This window comes from Polynucleobacter yangtzensis, assembly GCF_001595965.1.
In the GTDB taxonomy this organism is placed as follows: Bacteria; Pseudomonadota; Gammaproteobacteria; order Burkholderiales; family Burkholderiaceae; genus Polynucleobacter; species Polynucleobacter yangtzensis.
This window is the reverse complement of record NZ_LOJI01000001.1, coordinates 363,304-384,517: the sequence shown is the minus strand read 5'-3', so window position 1 is coordinate 384,517 and position 21,214 is coordinate 363,304. Positions and strand designations below refer to the sequence as shown.

At 46.0% G+C, this 21,214-nt stretch carries 19 protein-coding genes; 8 read left to right on the top strand and 11 right to left on the bottom strand.

The genetic code is table 11. The annotated features are described in order from the left end of the window. The 9 genes from JaK3_RS02030 to JaK3_RS01990 all read right to left on the bottom strand — a co-directional run bounded on the left by JaK3_RS02030 (nt 1) and on the right by JaK3_RS01990 (nt 13,114). Nucleotides 1–642, bottom strand: a complete 642-nt coding sequence (locus JaK3_RS02030; protein WP_068320172.1) for an MlaC/ttg2D family ABC transporter substrate-binding protein — start codon at nt 640–642, stop codon at nt 1–3. A gap of 70 nt (nt 643–712) precedes the next feature. Then, nucleotides 713–1,462 carry an MlaA family lipoprotein gene (locus JaK3_RS02025; RefSeq protein ID WP_068320170.1) on the bottom strand — a complete coding sequence of 250 codons (750 nt, stop codon included), beginning with the start codon at nt 1,460–1,462 and terminating at the stop codon, nt 713–715. After that, nucleotides 1,462–1,944 (bottom strand): outer membrane lipid asymmetry maintenance protein MlaD, encoded by a 483-nt coding sequence (gene mlaD / locus JaK3_RS02020; protein WP_068320168.1) that lies wholly within the window; start codon nt 1,942–1,944, stop codon nt 1,462–1,464. The genes JaK3_RS02025 and mlaD overlap by 1 nt, the downstream gene beginning before the upstream one ends. A gap of 21 nt (nt 1,945–1,965) precedes the next feature. Continuing rightward, nucleotides 1,966–2,754 carry a lipid asymmetry maintenance ABC transporter permease subunit MlaE gene (mlaE, locus tag JaK3_RS02015; RefSeq protein WP_068320166.1) on the bottom strand — a complete coding sequence of 263 codons (789 nt, stop codon included), beginning with the start codon at nt 2,752–2,754 and terminating at the stop codon, nt 1,966–1,968. Further along, nucleotides 2,751–3,605 carry an ABC transporter ATP-binding protein gene (locus tag JaK3_RS02010; RefSeq protein ID WP_068320164.1) on the bottom strand — a complete coding sequence of 285 codons (855 nt, stop codon included), beginning with the start codon at nt 3,603–3,605 and terminating at the stop codon, nt 2,751–2,753. Before JaK3_RS02010 ends, mlaE begins: the two co-directional genes overlap by 4 nt. A 10-nt stretch (nt 3,606–3,615) precedes the next feature. Beyond that, a complete protein-coding gene (locus JaK3_RS02005; protein WP_068320162.1) occupies nt 3,616–5,079 on the bottom strand; it encodes a glutamate synthase subunit beta in 1,464 nt (487 codons plus the stop codon). Nucleotides 5,080–5,120: 41 nt separating this feature from the next. Then, complete coding sequence (locus tag JaK3_RS02000; RefSeq protein ID WP_068320160.1) at nt 5,121–9,866, bottom strand: glutamate synthase-related protein; 4,746 nt, start codon at nt 9,864–9,866, stop codon at nt 5,121–5,123. 194 nt (nt 9,867–10,060) lie between these two features. Beyond that, a complete protein-coding gene (locus JaK3_RS01995) occupies nt 10,061–10,765 on the bottom strand; it encodes a transposase (protein WP_068320158.1) in 705 nt (234 codons plus the stop codon). Nucleotides 10,766–10,777: 12 nt separating this feature from the next. Beyond that, complete coding sequence (locus JaK3_RS01990; RefSeq protein WP_068320156.1) at nt 10,778–13,114, bottom strand: penicillin-binding protein 1A; 2,337 nt, start codon at nt 13,112–13,114, stop codon at nt 10,778–10,780. A 141-nt stretch (nt 13,115–13,255) separates the two neighbouring features. Between JaK3_RS01990 and JaK3_RS01985 the strand changes: the two genes are divergently transcribed. From JaK3_RS01985 to aroB, 4 genes are all read left to right on the top strand, one after another. Continuing rightward, nucleotides 13,256–13,951, top strand: a complete 696-nt coding sequence (locus JaK3_RS01985; protein ID WP_068320154.1) for a hypothetical protein — start codon at nt 13,256–13,258, stop codon at nt 13,949–13,951. Nucleotides 13,952–14,013: 62 nt separating this feature from the next. Beyond that, nucleotides 14,014–15,060 (top strand): secretin and TonB N-terminal domain-containing protein, encoded by a 1,047-nt coding sequence (locus JaK3_RS01980; RefSeq protein ID WP_068320153.1) that lies wholly within the window; start codon nt 14,014–14,016, stop codon nt 15,058–15,060. Between the two features lie 12 nt (nt 15,061–15,072). Continuing rightward, on the top strand, nt 15,073–15,597 hold the full coding sequence (locus tag JaK3_RS01975) for a shikimate kinase (RefSeq protein WP_150114180.1): 525 nt from the start codon (nt 15,073–15,075) through the stop codon (nt 15,595–15,597). Nucleotides 15,598–15,613: 16 nt separating this feature from the next. Further along, nucleotides 15,614–16,696, top strand: coding sequence for a 3-dehydroquinate synthase (gene aroB / locus JaK3_RS01970; RefSeq protein WP_240480867.1), 1,083 nt, complete (start codon nt 15,614–15,616; stop codon nt 16,694–16,696). Here aroB and cyaY read toward each other — a convergent pair. Beyond that, nucleotides 16,693–17,115, bottom strand: coding sequence for an iron donor protein CyaY (gene cyaY / locus JaK3_RS01965; protein ID WP_240480852.1), 423 nt, complete (start codon nt 17,113–17,115; stop codon nt 16,693–16,695). The genes aroB and cyaY overlap by 4 nt on opposite strands. A 2-nt stretch (nt 17,116–17,117) precedes the next feature. On the opposite strand from cyaY, the gene lptM reads away from it, so the two are divergent. Both lptM and lysA read left to right on the top strand, forming a co-directional pair. Then, nucleotides 17,118–17,309, top strand: a complete 192-nt coding sequence (lptM, locus tag JaK3_RS10945) for an LPS translocon maturation chaperone LptM (RefSeq protein ID WP_082786345.1) — start codon at nt 17,118–17,120, stop codon at nt 17,307–17,309. Further along, nucleotides 17,309–18,607 (top strand): diaminopimelate decarboxylase, encoded by a 1,299-nt coding sequence (lysA, locus tag JaK3_RS01960; protein WP_068320149.1) that lies wholly within the window; start codon nt 17,309–17,311, stop codon nt 18,605–18,607. Before lptM ends, lysA begins: the two co-directional genes overlap by 1 nt. Nucleotides 18,608–18,702: 95 nt before the next feature. Here the strand turns inward: lysA and JaK3_RS01955 are convergent, their stop codons facing one another. Beyond that, a complete protein-coding gene (locus JaK3_RS01955) occupies nt 18,703–19,419 on the bottom strand; it encodes a c-type cytochrome (RefSeq protein ID WP_082786344.1) in 717 nt (238 codons plus the stop codon). 114 nt (nt 19,420–19,533) lie between these two features. Here JaK3_RS01955 and yihA point away from each other — a divergent pair, with 114 nt between their 5' ends. Further along, entirely contained in the window at nt 19,534–20,199 is a 666-nt protein-coding gene (gene yihA / locus JaK3_RS01950) for a ribosome biogenesis GTP-binding protein YihA/YsxC (RefSeq protein ID WP_068320147.1), read from the top strand. Beyond that, the gene (gene hemB / locus JaK3_RS01945) at nt 20,183–21,202 is read left to right on the top strand and encodes a porphobilinogen synthase (protein ID WP_068320145.1); all 1,020 of its coding nucleotides are present in this window, start codon (nt 20,183–20,185) and stop codon (nt 21,200–21,202) included. The genes yihA and hemB overlap by 17 nt, the downstream gene beginning before the upstream one ends. Nucleotides 21,203–21,214 lie beyond the last annotated feature (12 nt).

Below are 21,214 nucleotides of genomic sequence, written 5' to 3'. Positions count from 1 at the left end.
TTAATTACTTGGCTTAGCGGTAGCTAATTGTTTATTACGGTCTTGCAAGAACTTCACCAAACCCTCAATGCCGCTTTGACTGATTTGATTTGAAAACTGGTTGCGGTAGGCCTCAACCAACCAAACGCCCATGATGTTCATGTCATAAACCTTCCAGCCATTAGCTGTTTTCTCAAGGCGATAGTCCAAAGGCACTGGGTCACCACGGCCAAGTACAACAGTTTTTACAACCACCTCTTTGTCATCTGGCGCCGCGCGCAAAGCTTTAAATTGCACAGTCTGATCACGCAACTGGCTCAAAGCGCCCGAATAAGTGCGAATGAGTAGATTCTTAAACTCGGAAGTAAGCTGGGCTTGCTGCTCAGACGTCGCCTTTTTCCAATTAGGCCCCATCGCCATTTCTGTTGTACGACGCATATCGGTATAAGGAACAATTTTCTTTTCTACCAGGTCCACAATCTTTGGAATATTGCCCTTCTGAATATCTGGATCAGCCTTAACACTTGCCATGACATCTGTAACAACCATCTTGATGAGTGCATCTGGAGGCGTTGATTGATCAGGTGTTTGAGCAAAAACAGTGCCGACTACAAACAGCAGGCCTGCAAAAATAAAGCTGCCGATTTTTTTAAAACTTTTCATATTTCCCGCCCACTATCTTTATCTATATTTAGACTCATTTTAGTCACTTCAAATTGCACTGATGAACTGCTTATTGATATGGATTCTCGTAAACCGGCATAAGAGGCTCTTCATCATCGCGACCCTCATTAATTTGATATGCCCGTCTTTGAATATAAGCGTCGCGCATAAAGCTGTACTTATCAATTGCAGCGCCATCCAATAAATCACCGGCTTCATAGTAAGTATTACGCGCATTTACTACACGCAAACCGGTAATGCTATTTCTTAAGCCAATATCCTTAACGTAACTGAAGAGATAGTCTGACTCTAAATCGGCCACAGTACCAAAGGTATCGCGCAAATTGCTTGGCCCAAAGAAAGGCAAAACAACATATGGGCCAGAAGGGACGCCCCAAACACCTAAAGTTTGACCCCAGTCTTCTTTATGTTTTTCTAAGCCGCCAGGCGTTGCCAGATCCAATAATCCACCCAAGCCCATGGTTGTATTTACTACTACCCGCATGAAATCGTTAAATGCATAGCCGGGCTTGCCTTGTAGCAAGTTAAAGAGTGCAGTGTAGATATCGTTGTAGTTGCTAAAGAAGTTATAAATTCCATCACGCACAAACTCAGGCAACACAAAGCGATACCCTGCAACTACCGGCTTTAGAAGATAAGCGTCTAAGCCTTCATTAAACTCAAATACAGATCGATTAAATGGCTCCCAAGGATCTTGAGGGGAGCGCTCAGCGCCAGCAGGAATTGAGGCGCAGCCAACCATGGCTGCAGTCAAGCAAAGCAATGCTGCTGTCCTGAGTTTTCGCAAAAGCGACAACATTATTTTGCTACGCCCTTGTCTTGGCCGCTATCTGCCGCTTTGTTATAGAGAAACTGACTAATGAGGTTTTCTAAAACAATAGCTGACTGAGTCTGAGAAATCTTCTCGCCATTAGCCAACATATCATCCGAGCCTCCTGCTTCAAGCCCGATATATTGCTCACCCAATAAACCAGAAGTCAAAATCTTTGCGGAAGAATCTTTTGGAAACTTAAAAGAATCTTCAATCGTCATGACTACTGTTGCCTGATAAGTCTTGTCATCAAGAGAGATGTTGGCAATTCTGCCAACAACTACACCAGCACTTTTAACCGGTGCACGAGGCTTTAAGCCGCCAATATTATCAAAGCGCGCGGAAATTTTGTATGTTGGAGCGAATGAGACTGCATTCATATTGCCCACTTTTAACGCGAGAAATAGTGCTGCCAATAAACCTATGGCAACAAATATACCTACCCAAACATCAATTGCACTTTTTCTCATAAGAGCCCCAGTTTATTCTTTCTAATTTGAGAACATCATCGCGGTCAGCAAGAAATCCAACGCCAGGACCGATAAAGAAGAGATGACCACCGTACGGGTAGTCGCTTGCGAAACGCCTTCAGGCGTAGGCTTAGATTCATAACCTTGATAGAGGGCAATAAAAGTTACTGCCACACCAAACACCATGCTTTTAATTAGGCCGTTACCAATATCCGAAAATAGGTCTACGCCACCCTGCATTTGCGACCAGAAAGCACCTGAATCCACTCCAATGAGTGGAACACCAACCAAATAGCCACCTAGAACACCCACGGCCGTGAAAATCGTTGCCAGAATTGGCATGGAAATAATGCCTGCCCAGAGTCGTGGCGCGATCACGCGGCCCAAAGGATCAACCGCCATCATCTCCATAGCAGTTAATTGCTCGCCAGCCTTCATCAATCCAATTTCTGCGGTCAATGAAGTGCCGGCTCTACCAGCAAACAATAAAGCGGTAATCACAGGGCCTAACTCACGAGTTAAAGACAATGCGACCAACAAGCCAAGCGCTTGCTCTGAACCATAACGATTTAAGGTGTAGTAACCCTGCAAACCTAATACGAAACCTACGAATAATCCTGAGACCGCAATGATGATGAACGAATGGTTGCCAACAAATAAAATTTGATCAATCACTAAACGTGGTCTCTTAAGCAAGAATCCTGAGCGCATAATTACAGCTACAAACATGCGGGCAGCTAATCCAAGACTACTTAAGTTACGACGAACAAAAAATCCAAGATCGCCAAAGAGATTTAATAGCGCAGTCATAGAGACCTCATTCCAAAATCTTCTTCCAAGGCTTTACCTGGGTAGTGGAAAGGCACTGGACCATCTGGTGCGGCATCTAAAAACTGTCTAACAAAAGGATCTGTTGAGCGACTTAACTCTTCAGGCGTGCCTTCTGCGCCAATGCGGCCATTAGCAATAAAGTACACATAATCTGCAATCGCAAAAGTCTCTTCAACATCATGAGTAACCAATAAACTCGTGGCTCCCAGGGCATTATTCAGATCACGAATCAGGCGTGCAGTAATACCAAGCGAAATAGGATCAAGGCCAGCAAATGGCTCGTCATACATGATGAGTGGTGGATCTAAAGCAATCGCTCTTGCAAGCGCAACGCGTCGCGCCATACCACCAGAAATTTGTGAGGGCATTAAATCACGTGCGCCACGTAAGCCTACCGCATTGAGTTTCATCAACACTAATGAATGCAAGAGCTCTTCACTTAAGTCGGTATGCTCGCGCAGAGGAAAGGCAACGTTTTCAAAAACACTAAGGTCGGTGAACAAAGCGCCAAACTGAAATAGCATGCCCATACGTCGACGAGCTGCCATCAACTCAGCGCCGCTCATCTTGCCAATATCTTGGCCTTCAAAAAGAACTTGGCCCGATTGAGCTGTATATTGACCGCCAATCAGGCGAAGAATGGTGGTCTTGCCACAACCAGAGCCACCCATAACAGCAACCACTTGACCGCGTCGAAACTCCATATTGAGTCCCGACAAAATTTGCCGCTCACCTGGAGCATAGGAAAAGTTGACGTCTTTGATGGAGACGACAACTTCGCCTGCAGCTTGCTTGCTTACATCCAAGGAGTTTGGCTGACCACTGTTCATATCCTCAATATTATCGAGGTAAAACAGAAGACCCCATTAAATACTCATCAACTGAACGGGCGCATTGACGGCCTTCACGAATCGCCCAAACTACGAGAGACTGTCCGCGACGCATATCGCCAGCAGCAAATACCTTAGGAACGTTCGTTTGATAGGCATTTTGACCATCCACAGTAGCTTTAGCGTTGCCACGGGCATCTTTTTCAACGCCAAAAGCATTTAGCACCTGTTGAACTGGAGACACGAAGCCCATCGCTAAAAGTACTAAATCTGCCTTGATCTCAAATTCAGAGTTTGGCACCTCTGACATCTTGCCGTCTTTCCACTCCAAACGTACGCCGATCAACTTCTCTACTTTGCCGTTTTTACCTTCAAAACGTTTCGTTCCAACAGACCAGTCACGATCACAGCCTTCTTCGTGGGATGAGGATGTGCGCAACTTTGTTGGCCAATATGGCCATACTAATGGCTTGTTTTCCTCTTCTGGAGGCTGCGGGAGCAATTCAAACTGAGTAATCTTAGTAGCGCCGTGGCGGTTTGAAGTTCCTACACAATCAGAACCAGTATCACCGCCGCCGATAACTACAACATGCTTGTCAGTTGCACGAATTTCGTTTTTGAAATCTCCTGCATTTTCTTTGTTCTGTGGAATCAAAAATTCCAACGCATAGTGCACGCCAGCTAACTCACGACCTGGGACTGGCAAATCACGTGGCTGCTCTGCGCCACCAGTGATCACTACAGCATCAAAATCTTTCATCAACTGCTCAGGAGAAACTGTTTTGTTGGAGTAATTTTTTACTTCAGCACCAATCGCTTCTTTACCAACAAACACACCGGTTTCAAACTTCACGCCTTCAGCTTGCATCTGCTCTACGCGACGGTCAATCAACCACTTTTCCATTTTGAAATCAGGAATACCGTAACGCAGCAAGCCACCAACGCGATCATTCTTCTCAAATACAGTCACATCATGACCAACACGAGCCAATTGCTGTGCAGCCGCCATACCCGCAGGACCGCCGCCAACTACCGCTACTTTTTTACCTGTCTTGGTCTTGGATGGCTGAGGCTTAACCCAACCACTTTCCCAGCCCTTATCAATGATGGCGTGCTCAATAGATTTGATGCCAACTGCAGTGCTATTAATACCTAAAGTACATGCGGCTTCGCAAGGAGCTGGGCAAATACGGCCGGTAAATTCAGGGAAGTTATTGGTTGATTGCAAAACGTCTAATGCATTCTTCCAATCACTATGGAATACCAAATCATTAAAGTCAGGAATGATGTTGTTCACTGGGCAACCGTTATTACAAAACGGGATACCGCAATCCATACAACGCGCGCCCTGAACTTTAGCTTCTTCGTCAGTTAAAGCAGCAACAAATTCTTTGTAGTGATGGAGACGTTTAACCGGCGCTTCGTACTTTTCATCAACGCGCTCAAACTCCATAAATCCAGTGACCTTACCCATATCGAATCCTCAGTATCTTTTCTTAATGTCTATCTATTTGATTAAGCAGCAACGGTTTTGTTCTGAGCCTTTTCCCACAACTCACCGAGAGCACGTTTGTACTCAGTTGGGAGAACCTTCACAAAACGTCCACGGGCATTTTCCCAGTCAGCTAAAAGTGCTTTTGCGCGCTCAGAGCCAGTGTGGCGGAAATGACGCTCAATCAAGCCCTTCAAGATTTGCTCGTCTGTTAAACGCTCGCCACCATCTTTAACGTCGACAGGGGCATGCCACTCAGACTTCGGCATCTTGGCAATCTGCTCAGCAGAAGGCAGGACTTTTTCCAAAGTCGCCATGCTGGTGTTGCAACGCTTATTGAACAGACCATCTTCGTCGTAAACATAAGCAATACCGCCGCTCATACCTGCAGCAAAGTTACGGCCTGTTGCGCCCAATACAACTACTGTGCCACCAGTCATGTACTCACAACCATGGTCGCCAGTACCTTCAACAACTGTTGTCGCACCAGAGTTACGCACCGCGAAACGTTCACCTGCTACACCGTTAAAGAATGCCTCACCAGCAATTGCGCCGTAGAGCACGGTATTACCAACAATGATGTTCTTCGCGGTATCGCCACGGAACTCATGTGGAGCACGAACAATCACGCGACCACCTGACAAACCTTTACCAACGTAGTCATTGCCATCACCAACCAAATCTAAGGTAATACCGCGGGCCAAGAAGGCTGCAAAGCTTTGACCAGCCGTGCCATTCAACTGAATATGAATAGTGTCATCTGGCAAGCCTGCATGACCATAACGCTGAGCTACTTCACCTGAGAGCATTGCGCCAACTGTACGGTTCACGTTCTTAACAGGAACAATGAAAGATACCTTCTCACCACGCTCTAAGGCAGGCTCGCTCTTCTCAATCAAAATATTGTCGAGTGCGCTAGCCAAGCCATGATCTTGCGTCAACACTTGATAACGTGGAACTTCAGCAGCAACCTGTGGTTCAGCAAAAATCTTGCTGAAATCCAAGCCATGTACTTTCCAGTTCTCAATACCTTTGCGGGTATCTAACAAATCAACGCGACCAATTAAGTCATCAAACTTACGAATACCCAATTGCGCCATGATCTCGCGAGCCTCTTCAGCAATGAAGAAGAAGAAGTTCACAACGTGCTCTGGCTTGCCTGAGAATTTCTTACGCAATTCTGGATCTTGTGTAGCAACACCAACTGGGCAGGTATTTAAATGACACTTACGCATCATGATGCAACCCTCAACAACCAATGGAGCTGTCGCGAAACCAAATTCATCTGCGCCTAACAAAGCACCAATCACTACGTCGCGACCAGTCTTCATTTGGCCGTCAGCTTGAACACGAATACGACTACGCAAGCCATTGAGAACCAATGTCTGCTGTGTTTCAGCCAGGCCGAGTTCCCATGGGGAACCAGCATGCTTGATTGAAGACAGTGGGGATGCGCCAGTACCGCCATCATGGCCAGCGATCACAACGTGGTCTGCTTTAGCTTTCGCAACACCAGCTGCAACAGTTCCAACGCCTACCTCAGATACCAACTTCACAGAAACGTCGGCTTTTGGATTAACGTTCTTCAAGTCATGAATCAACTGAGCAATATCTTCAATTGAGTAAATGTCATGGTGTGGAGGAGGGGAAATCAAACCAACACCTGGCACTGAAAAACGCAACTTACCGATGTAGTCAGAAACCTTACCGCCCGGCAATTGACCGCCTTCACCAGGCTTAGCGCCTTGTGCCATCTTGATTTGAATCTGATCAGCAGAACGCAAATATTCTGTAGTTACGCCAAAACGACCAGAAGCAACTTGCTTGATCTTGGAGCGCAAGGAGTCACCATCTTGCAATGGGATATTCGCTTCGACAACATCGCTACCCAAGATGCTTGCTAAAGACTCACCCTTCTTAATTGGAATGCCTTTGAGTTCATTCACGTAACGGTTTGGATCTTCGCCACCCTCACCAGTATTGGACTTACCGCCAATACGGTTCATAGCAATTGCCAAAGTAGCGTGTGCTTCTGTAGAGATCGAACCCAAAGACATCGCACCCGTTGCAAAACGTTTAACGATTTCTTTCGCAGACTCTACTTCGTCCAACGGAATCGCTTTTGCTGGATCAATCTTGAATTCAAACAAACCGCGCAAAGTCATTTGACGCTTAGTTTGATCATTGATGATGTTGGCGTACTCTTTATAAGTCTGATAGCCTTTCTCAGCGCCGATACGGGTGGAATGCTGCAACTTCGCAATCGTGTCAGGAGTCCACATATGGTTCTCGCCACGAATGCGGAAAGCGTACTCACCACCAGCATCAAGCATATTGGTTAGAACCGGGTCATTACCAAATGCAGATGAATGCATGCGTAATGCTTCTTCAGCCACTTCAAATACGCCGATACCGCCAACGTTTGATGGAGTGCCCTTGAAGTATTGATCAATGATGTCGTGATTTAAACCAATGGCTTCAAAAATCTGGGAGCCTGTATAAGACATGTAAGTTGAGATGCCCATTTTGGACATCACTTTTTGCAAGCCCTTACCAATCGCTTTCACAAAATTCTTCACTGCTTTTTCTGCAGATAAATCACCGGATAAGCCTTTGGCCATTTCTGCCAAAGTTTCCATTGCGAGGTATGGATGAACTGCTTCTGCGCCATAACCAGCCAAGAGCGCAAAGTGATGGGTCTCACGCGCGCTACCTGTTTCTACTACTAAGCCAACGCTAGTACGCAAACCTTTTTGCACTAAATGTTGATGAATGGCAGAAGTAGCCAATAAAGCAGGAATTGCTACGTGCTTTTCATCAACCTGACGATCGCTCACGATCAAAATGTTGTAACCAGAGCGCACTGCATCCGCTGCTTCTGCACACAAAGAAGCTAAGCGCGCTTCAATGCCAGCCTTACCCCATGAAGCTGGATAGCAAATATCCAATTCATAAGAGCGGAACTTGCCATTGGTGTAATGGCCAATATGACGAATCTTAGTGATGTCATCAAAATCCAAAATTGGCTGGCTTACTTCCAAGCGCATTGGTGGATTGATATTGTTGGTATCTAACAAGTTCGGCTTAGGGCCAATGAAAGAAACCAAAGACATCACCATGTTCTCGCGAATTGGATCAATCGGAGGATTGGTAACTTGTGCAAACAACTGTTTGAAGTAGTTATAGAGTGGCTTGTTCTTATTAGAGAGAACCGCTAATGGGCTGTCATTGCCCATTGAACCAATAGCTTCTTCACCATTCATGGCCATTGGAGCCATCAGGAACTTAATATCTTCCTGGGTGTAGCCAAATGCTTGTTGGCGATCTAATAATTTTGCCGCTGGACGAATCGTGGTTTTCTCATCAACTAAGTCCACCTTGCTGGCATCAACTTCGTCCAACTTCACACGAACTGCATCGATCCAACTCTTATATGGCTTGGCTTTAGAAACGGCATTCTTCAATTCAACATCATCAATGATGCGACCTTGCTCCATGTCGATCATGAACATCTTGCCTGGTTGTAAGCGCCATTTTTGTACGATCTTGCTCTCAGGAATCGGCAATACACCAGCCTCAGAGCCCATGATGACAAGGTCATCATCAGTAACGTAATAACGTGCTGGACGCAAACCATTGCGATCCAAAGTTGCGCCAATTTGACGACCATCGGTAAATGCCATTGCTGCAGGACCGTCCCATGGCTCCATCATTGCTGCGTGGTATTCATAGAATGCGCGACGATTGTCATCCATCAATGCATGTTGTTCCCATGCCTCAGGAATCATCATCATCATGGCTTGCGCTAATGGGTAGCCAGACATTACCAACAACTCTAAACAGTTATCAAAACACGCAGTGTCTGATTGACCTGGATAAATTAATGGCCAAAGTTTCTGCAAGTCATCGCCAAGCACTGGGGAGCTAATTGCACCTTCACGTGCATTCACCCAGTTGACGTTACCTTTAACAGTGTTGATCTCGCCGTTATGCGCAATCATGCGGTATGGATGCGCCAATTCCCATGCAGGGAATGTATTGGTGGAGAAGCGTTGATGCACTAATGCCAACGCTGAGACAGTGCGCTTGTCTTGTAAGTCTTGGTAATAAGCACCAACTTGATTGGCTAACAGCAAACCCTTATAAACAATGGTTCTAGCAGACATTGAGGCAACGAAATATTCCTTGCCATGTTTGAGATGCAAATCTTGAATCGCATGACTTGCTGTCTTGCGAATGACATACAACTTACGCTCAAGCGCGTCGGTCGTCATGATGTCGCGACCACGACCAATAAAAATTTGACGAATGAATGGCTCTGTCATTTGTACTGTTGGAGACATCGGCAATTTCACATCCACCGGAACATCTCTCCAACCTAAAACAACTTGGCCTTCTAAACGAACAGTTCGCTCTAATTCTTGCTCGCACGCTAAACGTGATGCATGTTCCTTCGGCAAGAAAATCATGCCAACACCATACTCACCTAATGGTGGCAATGTCACGCCTTGCTTGGCCATTTCTTCGCGATACAAAGTATCTGGAATCTGAATCAAGATACCAGCGCCATCACCCATCAATGGATCAGCGCCTACTGCTCCCCGGTGATCTAAGTTCTCAAGAATCTGCAAACCCTGAGAAACGATCTCGTGGGATTTCTTACCTTTAATGTGTGCAACGAATCCTACGCCGCAAGCGTCATGCTCATTACTTGGGTCATATAAACCTTGAGCGATAGGGCGAAGATCTGTATTTAATTGTGTAGTCATAGTATTTCCGAGGGGCGACAAAGGCCTAATTACTTTTGGAGGATCAAATATAGGTGAATACCCATACCGATGCAATAGAAATAAAATGAGTCTGTCCCATTTATTTTGATGCCGCACCAATATGTATTACTTATATGGGGACAGAGTCAAAATATTCAATACCCCAAATTGATTTCGGGGAAGTTTTAATTTCTCTAAGTCGTTGAATTTAATGGGATTATTTTTCTAGGGCGGCCGCGATGCCGTATTACCGCTACCTCTGGGGCATTTTTGAAGAGCTTTTGCGCATAAATATCACTCACCCAAGGTTTGGAGCGAAGCAAGGATTCCGTAATTTGGCGGTCCTCCCAGTGAGGCGCCCCCTCTTTCACAAAACTAGCCCAGGTCATTTGCCTTTCAAAAGGCGTATTACCTAACTTCCAAAAATGCTGGTGATCCACTAACCATGGTTCGGCATTGCCACCAATATGCGTTGCAAAACTAGTCCAAGTAGAGCTTTGTGGGTTCGATTCAAATCCAGCTCTCACTGGGTTGAGTTCGATGTAGCGCTGACAACGCAAGAAATAATCTGGATCAATTAAGGATGAGCGATACCGACCTTCCCAAATAGTTCCAGAGCGTCGATGCTGTTGATTGAAATATTGCGCATAACGACGTCCCAGAGATTGCATGGTTTTTGCAAGGGAATCTTCATTTTGCGGAGTCATCAATAAATGAACATGATTCGGCATCAATGCAAAAGCATGAACTGCGCAACCAAATTGTCTTGCCGCCTCGCGTAACCACTCTAAATAAGTGCGCCGATCTTCATCGGTAAAAAATAGTGTTTCACGATTGTTACCACGAACCATCACATGCATTGCTTGGCCTGGTATCACAGTGCGCGCTTGCCGTGCCATGTTGAATACGAACTATTGAAGTTCGCGGACACCGCCATTGTTTGAGAATTCTGGAATAAACCAGTCGCCGTCCACTTGCGTTACTCCACTTGGAACTTCACGCGTCTCCTGCGGAACCTCTCTTAGCGCGGTACCCATATAAGAAATCCACATTGGTAAAGCAAGGCCGCCACCAGTCTCTCGATCACCCAGGCTGGCCGGCTTATCAAAACCAATCCATGCAATCGCAACGACTTTGGGGTTATACCCAGCAAACCATGCATCATGAGAATCATTGGTTGTACCGGTTTTACCTGCGATATCGCTACGACCTAATTTGCCGCGTGCAGAAGCTGCAGTCCCTGACTTGGTTACCTCTTGCAGCATGCTATCCATGACAAATGCTGTGCGCGCATCAAGTACACGCGGCGCATCTTCCCGAGCACGAGTTGGCTTTGCTTCAAACATGACGGCACCCTTAGAATCCACCATCTTGTCAATCAAGAATGGATCCACTCGATAGCCGCCATTCGCAAAAACGCTGTAAGCAGAAGCCATTTGTAGTGGTGTAACTGAACCCGCGCCCAACGCCATCGTTAAATAAGGTGGATGCTTTTCTGGCTCAAAACCAAAACGCTGAATGTATTCCTGAGCATAGGAAGGACCAATAGCGCGAATGATGCGCACAGAAACTAAGTTCTTCGACTTAGCTAAAGCAGTACGTAAGCGCATCATGCCGTCATATTTACCATCGTAGTTTTTAGGCTCCCAGGCTTGACTGCCAGTTTCCATACTGCCAATCGATAAAGGCGCATCATTCACCATCGTGCTGGGTGTGAAACCTTTTTCAATCGCAGCGGCATAGATGAATGGCTTAAATGAGGAGCCCGGCTGACGCAAGGCTTGTGTCACGTGGTTGAATTGATTGCGACGGAAATCAAAGCCACCCACCAAAGAGAGAATTGCGCCAGTCTCAGCATTCATGGAAACAAACGCAGCCTCAACTTGAGGCAATTGAGCTAACTTCCAAACTCCACCGTCTGAAAGAAGGCGCACAACTGCACCAGGACGCAAACGTTTCTTAGGCTGAGTGCTATCGGTAATGGATGCCGCCGCCAACTTCATACCCTCGCCTTTAATGGTGATGGTGTCACCAGTGGCAATCATGACCTGCATTTCTTTTGGCTTGATCTCAAGCACAACACCAGACTGCAAATCATCTAACTGTGGATAAGCAAGTAATGCTTCATCAATGGCGCGTTGGCGTTTTACAGAATCCTCAGGAAGATCAATGAAACCTTCTGGGCCGCGATAGGCGTGACGCAAGTCGTATTCAAAAATTCCCTTACGTACCGCCTTGTAAGCGGCATCTTGATCTGCTTTCAAGATGGTGGTGTAAACATCTATTCCCTGGGAGTAGATTGCCTCACCATATTGCGTGAATAACAATTGGCGCACCATCTCCGCCGGGAAATCTGCACGAACTGCAAACTCGTTACCAAGGCCGCGAATATGCAATTCCTCGATCATCGCTTTTTGATAATCCTCTGGAGTGATATATCCCAGATCGCGCATGCGCTGCAAAATGTACTCTTGGCGAATCTTGGCACGACGGAAATTGCTAACTGGGTTATAAGCTGACGGCGCCTTTGGTAGGCCGGCCAACATTGCAGACTCAGCTATGGTGATGTCTTTTAACTCTTTACCAAAATAGATCTGCGCTGCACTAGAGAAACCATAAGCCCGTTGCCCTAAGAAAATCTGGTTCATATAGATTTCCAGAATCTTGTCCTTAGTTAATTGAGACTCAATTTCCCAGGCTAATAAAACTTCATAGATTTTTCGGCTAAAGGTCTTCTCGTTGCTGAGAAAGAAATTGCGCGCTACCTGCATGGTGATGGTTGAAGCGCCCTGCGAAAGATGTCCGCGCAAGTTGGTCAATGCAGCGCGCAAAATTCCAACGTAGTCGACGCCACCGTGAGAATAGAAGCGATCGTCCTCAATTGCTAAAACAGCATTGCGCATGCTTTGAGGAATTTCATTTAATGGGATTACCTTGCGACGCTCCTCACCAAACTCACCAATTAACACTTTGTCCGCCGTGTAGATGCGTAAAGGAGTCTTTGGGTTGTAATCAGTTAATGCAGAGATCTTTGGAAGATTAGGTTTTGCAACCAAAAAGGCATAACCCATCAGCAATGTAATCACTACGGCAAAAACCACGCCAATAATTAACAAAGCCTTTACTAATGGGTTGCTTGAATTCTTGCGCGGCAAGCCAGGCTGAACTCGTGTTTGCCGAGGACGTCTATCGGATGGACGAATAGGACGCTGATTGAGCGGCGGCTTGTCTTTTGGAGGTAAGGCCATATGCCCAAATTATAGGGTGCTTATTCAATTTCCCTAAAAGCTCCAAATACCCTGTTTTACGTATGCGAAATGCCTACTTTCTGACGCTGGGTTCAATCTGAGCCGATGGCTTTTCAGGACTCGAAACTGAAGAATAGGGTCATGCCTGCACGCCACATTTCCAGCCAATCTTTTGACGAAATTTTGAGTGATCTTGGCGACGACCCCGCCATTCCAGATCCCCATGGAATTCGTAAACCACCACCACATCAAAGCGCTACCCCCAAGGCCTCAGGAAGGAGCAATCACCCCACTTTCACAGACCCACTTAACAAGTTACAAATCCCAACTTCTATTCAAAAAATAGGCGGGATGATTGCCCTATTTTTTGGGGTATTAATAGGCTCAGCAGTTGCAATCTACATTGCCTTTAACACCCTCAATCAGACATCCCAGAGCACTCAAGAGGAGTCTCAAAAGCTCATTTCCGAGCTAAAAAAGGAGATGGCCTTATTGCGCGATGAATTTCATCAAGATCAAGGTGATTTATATGCAGCAATGTATGAAATAGAAGTAAGCATTCACTCATTAATGAATAAAAAGCCCGAAAGCAGGGTTTCCAGCAAACCTAAGACGCCCTCCTATGAGGCCGAATTACGCCGCTGGCGCTACTTGGGTGCAGCCCAAATGGGGGACTCTCATCAGGCATTTTTTAATACTGGGAAAAACAATATTGCTTTTGAAAAAGGGGGTCAAGCTTTAGGCGAATGGCGTCTTAGTAGCATAGAAAATGGCAGCGCAATCTTCTCTCATCCCGAAGGCAAATTTCTAGTTTTGAAAGCCTTATCGAACGAATGAACCCCTGCATTCATCGCCTCCAAAAATACTTCAATAGAGTCTGCTTTTCGCTAGCGCTATTCATGCTGCTTTCACCCAATCTAGCGGGTGGTAACTCAGACTCACAAAATCATTTTCTGAGTCCAATTAGTCTGCAATTTACTGACATTGAAATAAGAGATCTTTTGCAGGTTTTGGCTAAATTGGGTAACACCAATTTTTTATTAAGCGAGTCGATTAAGGGGAAGATTTCAGTCGACCTCAACAAGACTCCCTGGCAGACTGCACTCCATTCCATTCTTGCCAGTCGCGGCTTGAGGCTCGTTCGTAATGGCGATATCTATTGGATTGGGCCCCATGCAGAAATCCAGGCCTTTCAGAAGTTTCGTCGTGAGGATGCTGCGCTACCTTTTGGTGGTGATCACATCAATAGCCCAAGGCAGATTCTGATAGAAGCTCGCATTGTGGAGGCGGATGAACGCTTTGCTAAAGAACTGGGGGTCAAGCTGGGGTATCAAGCAAATGGGGAAGGCGATCAAAAGCTAGTTGGCAGTATGGATTTAGCTGGCGCTGGATTAAGCGGCTTTAATCCAGCAACCATAGCTGCAACCTTAGTCTCGAAAAATGGGAGCCGCATTCTTCAGGCAGAACTATCTGCCCTGGAATCTGAGGGTCAAGGAAAAATTCTTTCCAATCCCCGAATCATGACAGGCGACCAAGTAAAGGCCACGATTGAGCAAGGTACCGAACTCCCCTATCAAACCTCCAATCAAAATGGCAGCAAATTGCAATTTAGAAAAGCCAATTTAAGACTTGAAGTTCTTCCCAAAATTCATCCAGATGGAAAGATTTCAATGCTGGTAGGCATCAACAAAGACACGGTAGGCATGAAAACAGAGCAGGGCTATGCGATTGATACCAAAAGCCTCAGTTCCGAGGTCACAGTTGAGAATGGTGGAACAGCGATCATTGGCGGCATATTCCAAACCACCGAGCGAGAGGATGAAGTCAAAATCCCTTTATTAGGGGATATACCGCTAATTGGCCATTTTTTCCGCCATAAATCCAAATTACAAGACAAAACTGAATTGTTAGTCTTTTTAACTCCGACCGTTCTCGATAAACCCTAATAAAATCGAAGGGTGAACTCTTCGACAAACAATATCTTTCTGATCGGCCTCATGGGCGCCGGGAAGTCGACCGTCGGTAAAGTTTTAGCAAAAAAATTAGGGCGTCGATTTCTAGATGCCGATCACGTCATCGAAGAGCGCTGCGGCGTAAAAATTCCTGTCATATTTGAAATGGAAGGCGAAGAAGGTTTTCGCAGACGCGAGGCTCAAGCAATTCGCGAAATCACCTCTGAAAACGATATCATTTTGGCAACTGGCGGAGGCGCTATTCTCTTGCCAGAAAATCGCCAAGCACTCAGTGAGCATGGAACTGTTATCTACTTACACGCCAATCCGATTGAACTATGGCACCGCACTAAAGGTGGCGAAGGTCGCCCACTTCTTAAAAATGGTGACGCCAAAAAAATACTAGAGAACTTGTACGCTATTCGCGATCCTCTCTATCGTGAAATTGCTGACCACGTGATTGAAACTGGTAAACCGAGTGTTAATCAACTGGTTAACACCTTAATCATGCAACTTGAACTCTCCGCATAAATACATTGGCAATATGATGAAAACACTTGAAGTTGATCTAGGTAATCGCAGTTATCCAATTTATATTGGCACAGACCTCATTGATCAGCCAAACTTATTTAGTGCCTGCGAAAAAGCAACTTCGATTTATATCGTCAGCAACACTACGGTTGCCCCACTCTATGCTGAGCGCCTGACCAAGACCCTGAATGCTTTTGGAAAGCCTGTTAGAACGATCGTCTTGCCTGATGGCGAGTCATACAAGGACTGGAAAAACCTTCAGCTTATTTTTGATGATCTCTTGAAGTTTGGCGCTGATCGCCAAACCATGTTGGTTGCTTTGGGTGGTGGAGTCATTGGTGACATGACTGGGTTTGCTGCGGCTAGCTTCATGCGTGGCATTCGCTTTATTCAAGTGCCGACCACTTTGCTTGCTCAGGTGGATTCTTCAGTGGGCGGCAAGACCGGCATCAACCACCCTCTTGGTAAAAACATGATCGGCGCCTTTCATCAGCCGGCGGCTGTGATTGCAGATCTGAATACATTAAAGACCTTACCTCCACGTGAGCTCTCTGCTGGTCTTGCAGAAGTAGTGAAACATGGTGCTATTGCAGACGCTCAATTTTTGGATTGGATTGAAGCCAATGCAACACCTTTACTCGCTTGCGACACAGAAGCAATGGGTCATGCAGTGTTACGCTCATGCGAAATTAAATCTGCAGTAGTTTCTGCAGATGAAAGAGAAGGCGGCATTCGTGCAACTCTAAACTTTGGTCACACCTTTGGACACGCAATTGAAGCAGGCATGGGTTATGGCGAATGGCTACATGGCGAGGCAGTTGGTTGTGGCATGGTCTTAGGTGCAGACTTATCTCGCCGCCTCAACTACATCAGTGAAGCCGATGTCCAACGTCTCACCAAAATCATCCAGTCGATGAATCTACCAATCACACCGCCAAAGTTTGGTGCGGAACGTTATATGGAGCTCATGCAGGTTGATAAAAAAACCGAAGGCGGCCAAATCCGTTACGTTGTTTTAGAAAAGATTGGCAAAGCCCAGATTAAAAGCGTAGCTGATGCCCAAGTGATTGAAACCTTGAGCGACACAGGCGCCGCTTAAATTAGGGCAATCTTTATTTCTGCGCCCGCTTGAGCAGTAGCAAACTCTGACAAATCACTTAAAAGCTCTTTGCCAGTTTTAGTGTCCAGCCACAAAGGTTTGGCCATAGTGCCAGCCCAACGATAGTGATATCCACCTGATTTTGCGGCTACCCAAATTTCATGTAAGGGTGGCTGTGTATTCACTACGATGACGCTTTTATCTTTAAAGCGAATATTGATGACATTTCCACCCTGGCGCTCGACATCTAAGTCCAGATCCAATGCATCATCGGCAGCCTCTAGTGCCACCTCTATAGAATGCAGCAAATGGCTTCCCAATTGATAAAACTGCTTGTCATCAATGGTTTCTGCGCCTGAATTATTTGGATTCATAGTGGAGTCCTGCATGCTATATTCAATCATTCGTTTTAGAGACATTCATGATAGCGATTCTTAATAGAACCCTCTGCCTTAGCCTTTTATTATCCCTTGTTGGGTGTGGGGTAAGAGGACCGCTATATATGCCAAACGTGCCACCGGTTCCGCCTGCCCCTACAGAGCCAGAACCCAAAGGCAAGCTCTACCCACCCCAAACACCTGCCAGTCCAAGCAATTCTTCAACGGCCAAGTAATGACAAGTAAAGCACTTCCAATCCCTCAGTTATCTGGTTTTACCGAACGTAATGGCAACTGGTATGCCGAAGAAATTCCACTTGCTGACCTAGCGAAAGAGTTTGGAACGCCCCTCTATGTCTACAGTAAAAAGGCGTTGACCGAAGCCTATCAGGCTTATGACAAGGCATGCGTAGACGCTAATGGCAAACGTCGTGCGCGCGTGCACTACGCCATGAAGGCGAACAGTAATTTAGCAGTGCTCGATTGCTTTAAAAAACTAGGTTCTGGGTTTGACTTGGTTAGCGGCGGAGAATTAGCTCGCGCATTGGCCATCGGCGCAGATCCAAAAAGTTTGGTATTTGCTGGCGTAGGCAAATCCGCATCTGAAATCGGCGTAGCCTTAAAGGCTGGCGTTAAATGTATCAATGTTGAATCTATCGCTGAGCTACACAAGATTAACAAGGTTGCTACCGAACTGAATCTACGCGCCCCAATTTCTTTGCGTGTTAATCCGGATGTGGATGCACAAACTCATCCTTATATTTCTACTGGATTGAAGGGCAATAAATTTGGTATCGCTTATCACGAGGTTTTAAAAACTTATCGTGAAGCCTCACAACTTGCTCAAATTGACGTTGTTGGGATTGATTGCCACATCGGTTCACAAATCACCACCACTGCTCCTTACCTAGATGCGCTCGATAAAGTTTTAGATCTTGTAGCGCAACTGAAAAAAGAGGGCATTGTTATTCACCACCTTGATCTCGGCGGCGGCCTCGGAATTTCTTATAGCGATGAAACTCCCCCCGATATCACTGAGTTTACGAACACCTTATTAAATCGAGTGGCAGAACGTGGCTTTGGGCATTTAGATGTTGTCCTTGAGCCAGGCAGATCCTTAGTTGGCAATGCTGGCGTGCTCTTAACCACTGTGGAATATCTAAAGCCAGGCGCTGAAAAGAACTTCTGTATTGTCGATGCCGCCATGACAGAGTTAATGCGCCCAGCCTTATATGAAGCACATCACGGCATTGTGCCCGTCCAAAAGAAAACAGCAACAGCGTTGACTTACGACATTGTTGGTCCAGTTTGCGAGTCTGGTGATTGGCTAGGAAGAGATCGTCATCTTGCAGTAGAGGAAGGCGATCTTCTTGCTATTCTGTCTGCTGGTGCTTATGGTTTTGTGATGGCCTCAAACTACAATACGCGACCAAAACCTGCAGAGATTATGGTTGACGGAAAAAATGCTTACGTCATTCGTGCGCGTGAAAATACTGCCGACTTATTTTCTTCTGAAAAAACTTTACCGAACTAATAATTGCTTAGTCTTAATGATGCAATAGCAATGTAAAATTTTTAGGCAATAAAAAACCCGCTACTTGAGCGGGTTTTTTATTTGAAGAAATTGGCTTAATGCAAACCAGCGATGTAATCAGAAACTGCTTTCATTTCTTGATCAGAAAGCTTTGTAGCAATCGCAGTCATCTGGCTGCTATTTTTACGAACACCTTCACGGAACGCGAGCAATTGTGAGTTTGTGTAATCGGCCCATTGACCACCTAAGAGTGGGTACTGAGCAGGAATACCGGCACCAGTTGGGCTATGGCAAGCCGCGCATGCTGGAACACCTTTTGCTGCAATACCGCCACGATATATGCTTTGACCTAGCTCAATCGTGTTCTTATTTTGGGCAACACCCTGTGAAATAGGTTGCTTAGCCAAATAAGCAGAGATATTTTGCATATCTTGTTCAGTTAAGGTCGCTGACATACCCATCATTACTGGGTTAGCACGCGTACCTTCTTTGAAGTTCTTCAACTGTTTGGCCGTGTATGCAGCATGTTGCGCAGATAATTTTGGCCAGGTTCCAACTGCACTTTGACCCTTAGGGCCGTGGCATGTGATGCACGCTGTAACACCGCGCGATGCATCGCCATTGGAGTACAGAGCTTCACCAGCTGCTACGTCGACTTTTGGTTTGCCTGGAACGGCAGCCTTGGCTTCAGCAGCAGGAGCTGCATCGGCAGCAAAAACTGTGCCAGAAAAGCCAATCAAGGCGAAAATAGAGAGAGCCGCAAAACCAGCACGTAAGCCAGTTAATTTGGAGATTTGAGAGGTTTGACGCATTATGTTTACCTTGGCAAAAATTCCTAAAAGTGTTTGGGCCCTGCATTTACAACCTTTTACCCAACACCATGAGATATTTCATGATTTTGCGTGATTTTACAATAGCTTCTGGACATGTCTAAACTCTTTCAAGCCCGCTTCGCCACCACAGTCAATGACACCCATTGCCTGCCTGCCACGCCCTTGCGTGAGGTAGCCTTTGCCGGACGCTCAAATGCAGGCAAATCCAGCGCTCTTAACGTGCTTTGCAACCAAAAAAGGCTTGCATTTGCCAGTAAAACCCCTGGGCGCACCCAACACATCAACTATTTTGGGATTTTTGCAAAAGACGACCTTTTGGGCTATTTGGTGGATTTACCGGGCTACGGCTATGCTGCCGTCAATCATGAGACCAAATACCACTGGAATGCCCTCCTAAGCGACTATCTACAGGAGCGAGAGCAGTTGGTAGGCATGATCCTTATTGTTGACTCTAGACGTGGCATAACCGAGCTAGACGAGCAAATGATTGAGTGGTTTGTGCCAACCGGTAAGCCGATCCACGTTTTACTCAGCAAATGCGACAAACTCAATAAAAGCGAGTGTAAGCATGCACTCGAGGCAGTTCGCAATCAATTACAACAATATGACCCCGCCTTGCCCGACGGCAATGGCGAGTCCAAACAACTTACGGCACAATTATTTTCAAGCACCAAACGTATTGGACTTGAAGAGGCCGACAATATTGTTATTAAATGGTTATTTGAATCAGAGACTAAAGAAGATGAAATCACCAGCTAATTCATTGCTTAATTTTCCAGGGCATCGTCCTCGCCGTATGCGTCGTGATGATTGGTCACGCCGCCTCATGCAAGAGAACAGCGTCTCTACCAATGATTTAATCTACCCAGTGTTTTTGCTGGAAGGTCAGGGCAAATCTGAAGCTGTTGCATCGATGCCTGGCGTGAATCGTGTTTCTTTAGATTTACTTTTTCCAGTTGCACAAGAGTGCGTTGATTTAGGCATTCCAGTACTTGCACTCTTTCCGGTAATTGATGCAGCGCTAAAGACGCCGGATGGCAAGGAAGCCTTTAATCCAAAGGGGCTCATCCCATCTGCCGTTCGTGAACTCAAAAAACGTTTCCCCAATTTAGGCATCATGACTGATGTTGCACTTGATCCATACACAAGCCATGGTCAAGATGGTGTGCTTGACGAGCAGGGTCATATCCTCAACGATGAGACCACCGCCATCTTGGTGCAGCAAGCAGTTGCGCAGGCTGAAGCAGGTGTTGATATTGTTGCGCCATCAGACATGATGGATGGCCGCATTGGAAAAATTCGTGAAGCGCTTGAGCAAAAGAAACTCATTCACACTCGCATCATGGCGTATTCCGCTAAATATGCTTCTGCTTTTTATGGTCCATTTAGAGATGCCGTAGGATCTGCAAAGAACCTTGGTAAAGCTGATAAAAAAACCTATCAAATGGATTGCGCCAATGGGGATGAGGCTTTGCGGGAGGTTGCCCTCGATATTAGCGAAGGCGCTGATATGGTGATGGTCAAGCCTGGCATGCCTTATTTGGATATTGTTCGTCGCGTAAGAGAAGAATTTGATTACCCTACCTATGCCTACCAAGTGAGTGGCGAATACGCCATGCTCAAGGCAGCCGCACAAAACGGTTGGCTAGATCATGATGCCGTCATGATGGAATCTTTACTTGCATTTAAACGTGCAGGTGCAGACGGCATTCTGACTTACTTTGCGCTTGAGGCGGCACGACTCATTAAAGCAGCTAAGTAATTCAATATTTAC

Coding starts and splice junctions, on each gene's coding strand:
- cyaY (WP_240480852.1), bottom strand. CDS start 17,115: ATGTCTCTAAAACGAATGATTGAATATAGCATGCAGGACTCCACTATG.
- JaK3_RS01985 (WP_068320154.1), top strand. CDS start 13,256: ATGCCTGCACGCCACATTTCCAGCCAATCTTTTGACGAAATTTTGAGT.
- JaK3_RS01955 (WP_082786344.1), bottom strand. CDS start 19,419: ATGCGTCAAACCTCTCAAATCTCCAAATTAACTGGCTTACGTGCTGGT.
- JaK3_RS02010 (WP_068320164.1), bottom strand. CDS start 3,605: ATGAACAGTGGTCAGCCAAACTCCTTGGATGTAAGCAAGCAAGCTGCA.
- JaK3_RS02025 (WP_068320170.1), bottom strand. CDS start 1,462: ATGTTGTCGCTTTTGCGAAAACTCAGGACAGCAGCATTGCTTTGCTTG.
- lysA (WP_068320149.1), top strand. CDS start 17,309: ATGACAAGTAAAGCACTTCCAATCCCTCAGTTATCTGGTTTTACCGAA.
- JaK3_RS01995 (WP_068320158.1), bottom strand. CDS start 10,765: ATGGCACGGCAAGCGCGCACTGTGATACCAGGCCAAGCAATGCATGTG.
- lptM (WP_082786345.1), top strand. CDS start 17,118: ATGATAGCGATTCTTAATAGAACCCTCTGCCTTAGCCTTTTATTATCC.
- yihA (WP_068320147.1), top strand. CDS start 19,534: ATGTCTAAACTCTTTCAAGCCCGCTTCGCCACCACAGTCAATGACACC.
- JaK3_RS01990 (WP_068320156.1), bottom strand. CDS start 13,114: ATGGCCTTACCTCCAAAAGACAAGCCGCCGCTCAATCAGCGTCCTATT.
- JaK3_RS01980 (WP_068320153.1), top strand. CDS start 14,014: ATGCTGCTTTCACCCAATCTAGCGGGTGGTAACTCAGACTCACAAAAT.
- mlaE (WP_068320166.1), bottom strand. CDS start 2,754: ATGACTGCGCTATTAAATCTCTTTGGCGATCTTGGATTTTTTGTTCGT.
- aroB (WP_240480867.1), top strand. CDS start 15,614: ATGAAAACACTTGAAGTTGATCTAGGTAATCGCAGTTATCCAATTTAT.
- JaK3_RS02030 (WP_068320172.1), bottom strand. CDS start 642: ATGAAAAGTTTTAAAAAAATCGGCAGCTTTATTTTTGCAGGCCTGCTG.
- hemB (WP_068320145.1), top strand. CDS start 20,183: ATGAAATCACCAGCTAATTCATTGCTTAATTTTCCAGGGCATCGTCCT.
- JaK3_RS02000 (WP_068320160.1), bottom strand. CDS start 9,866: ATGACTACACAATTAAATACAGATCTTCGCCCTATCGCTCAAGGTTTA.
- JaK3_RS02005 (WP_068320162.1), bottom strand. CDS start 5,079: ATGGGTAAGGTCACTGGATTTATGGAGTTTGAGCGCGTTGATGAAAAG.
- mlaD (WP_068320168.1), bottom strand. CDS start 1,944: ATGAGAAAAAGTGCAATTGATGTTTGGGTAGGTATATTTGTTGCCATA.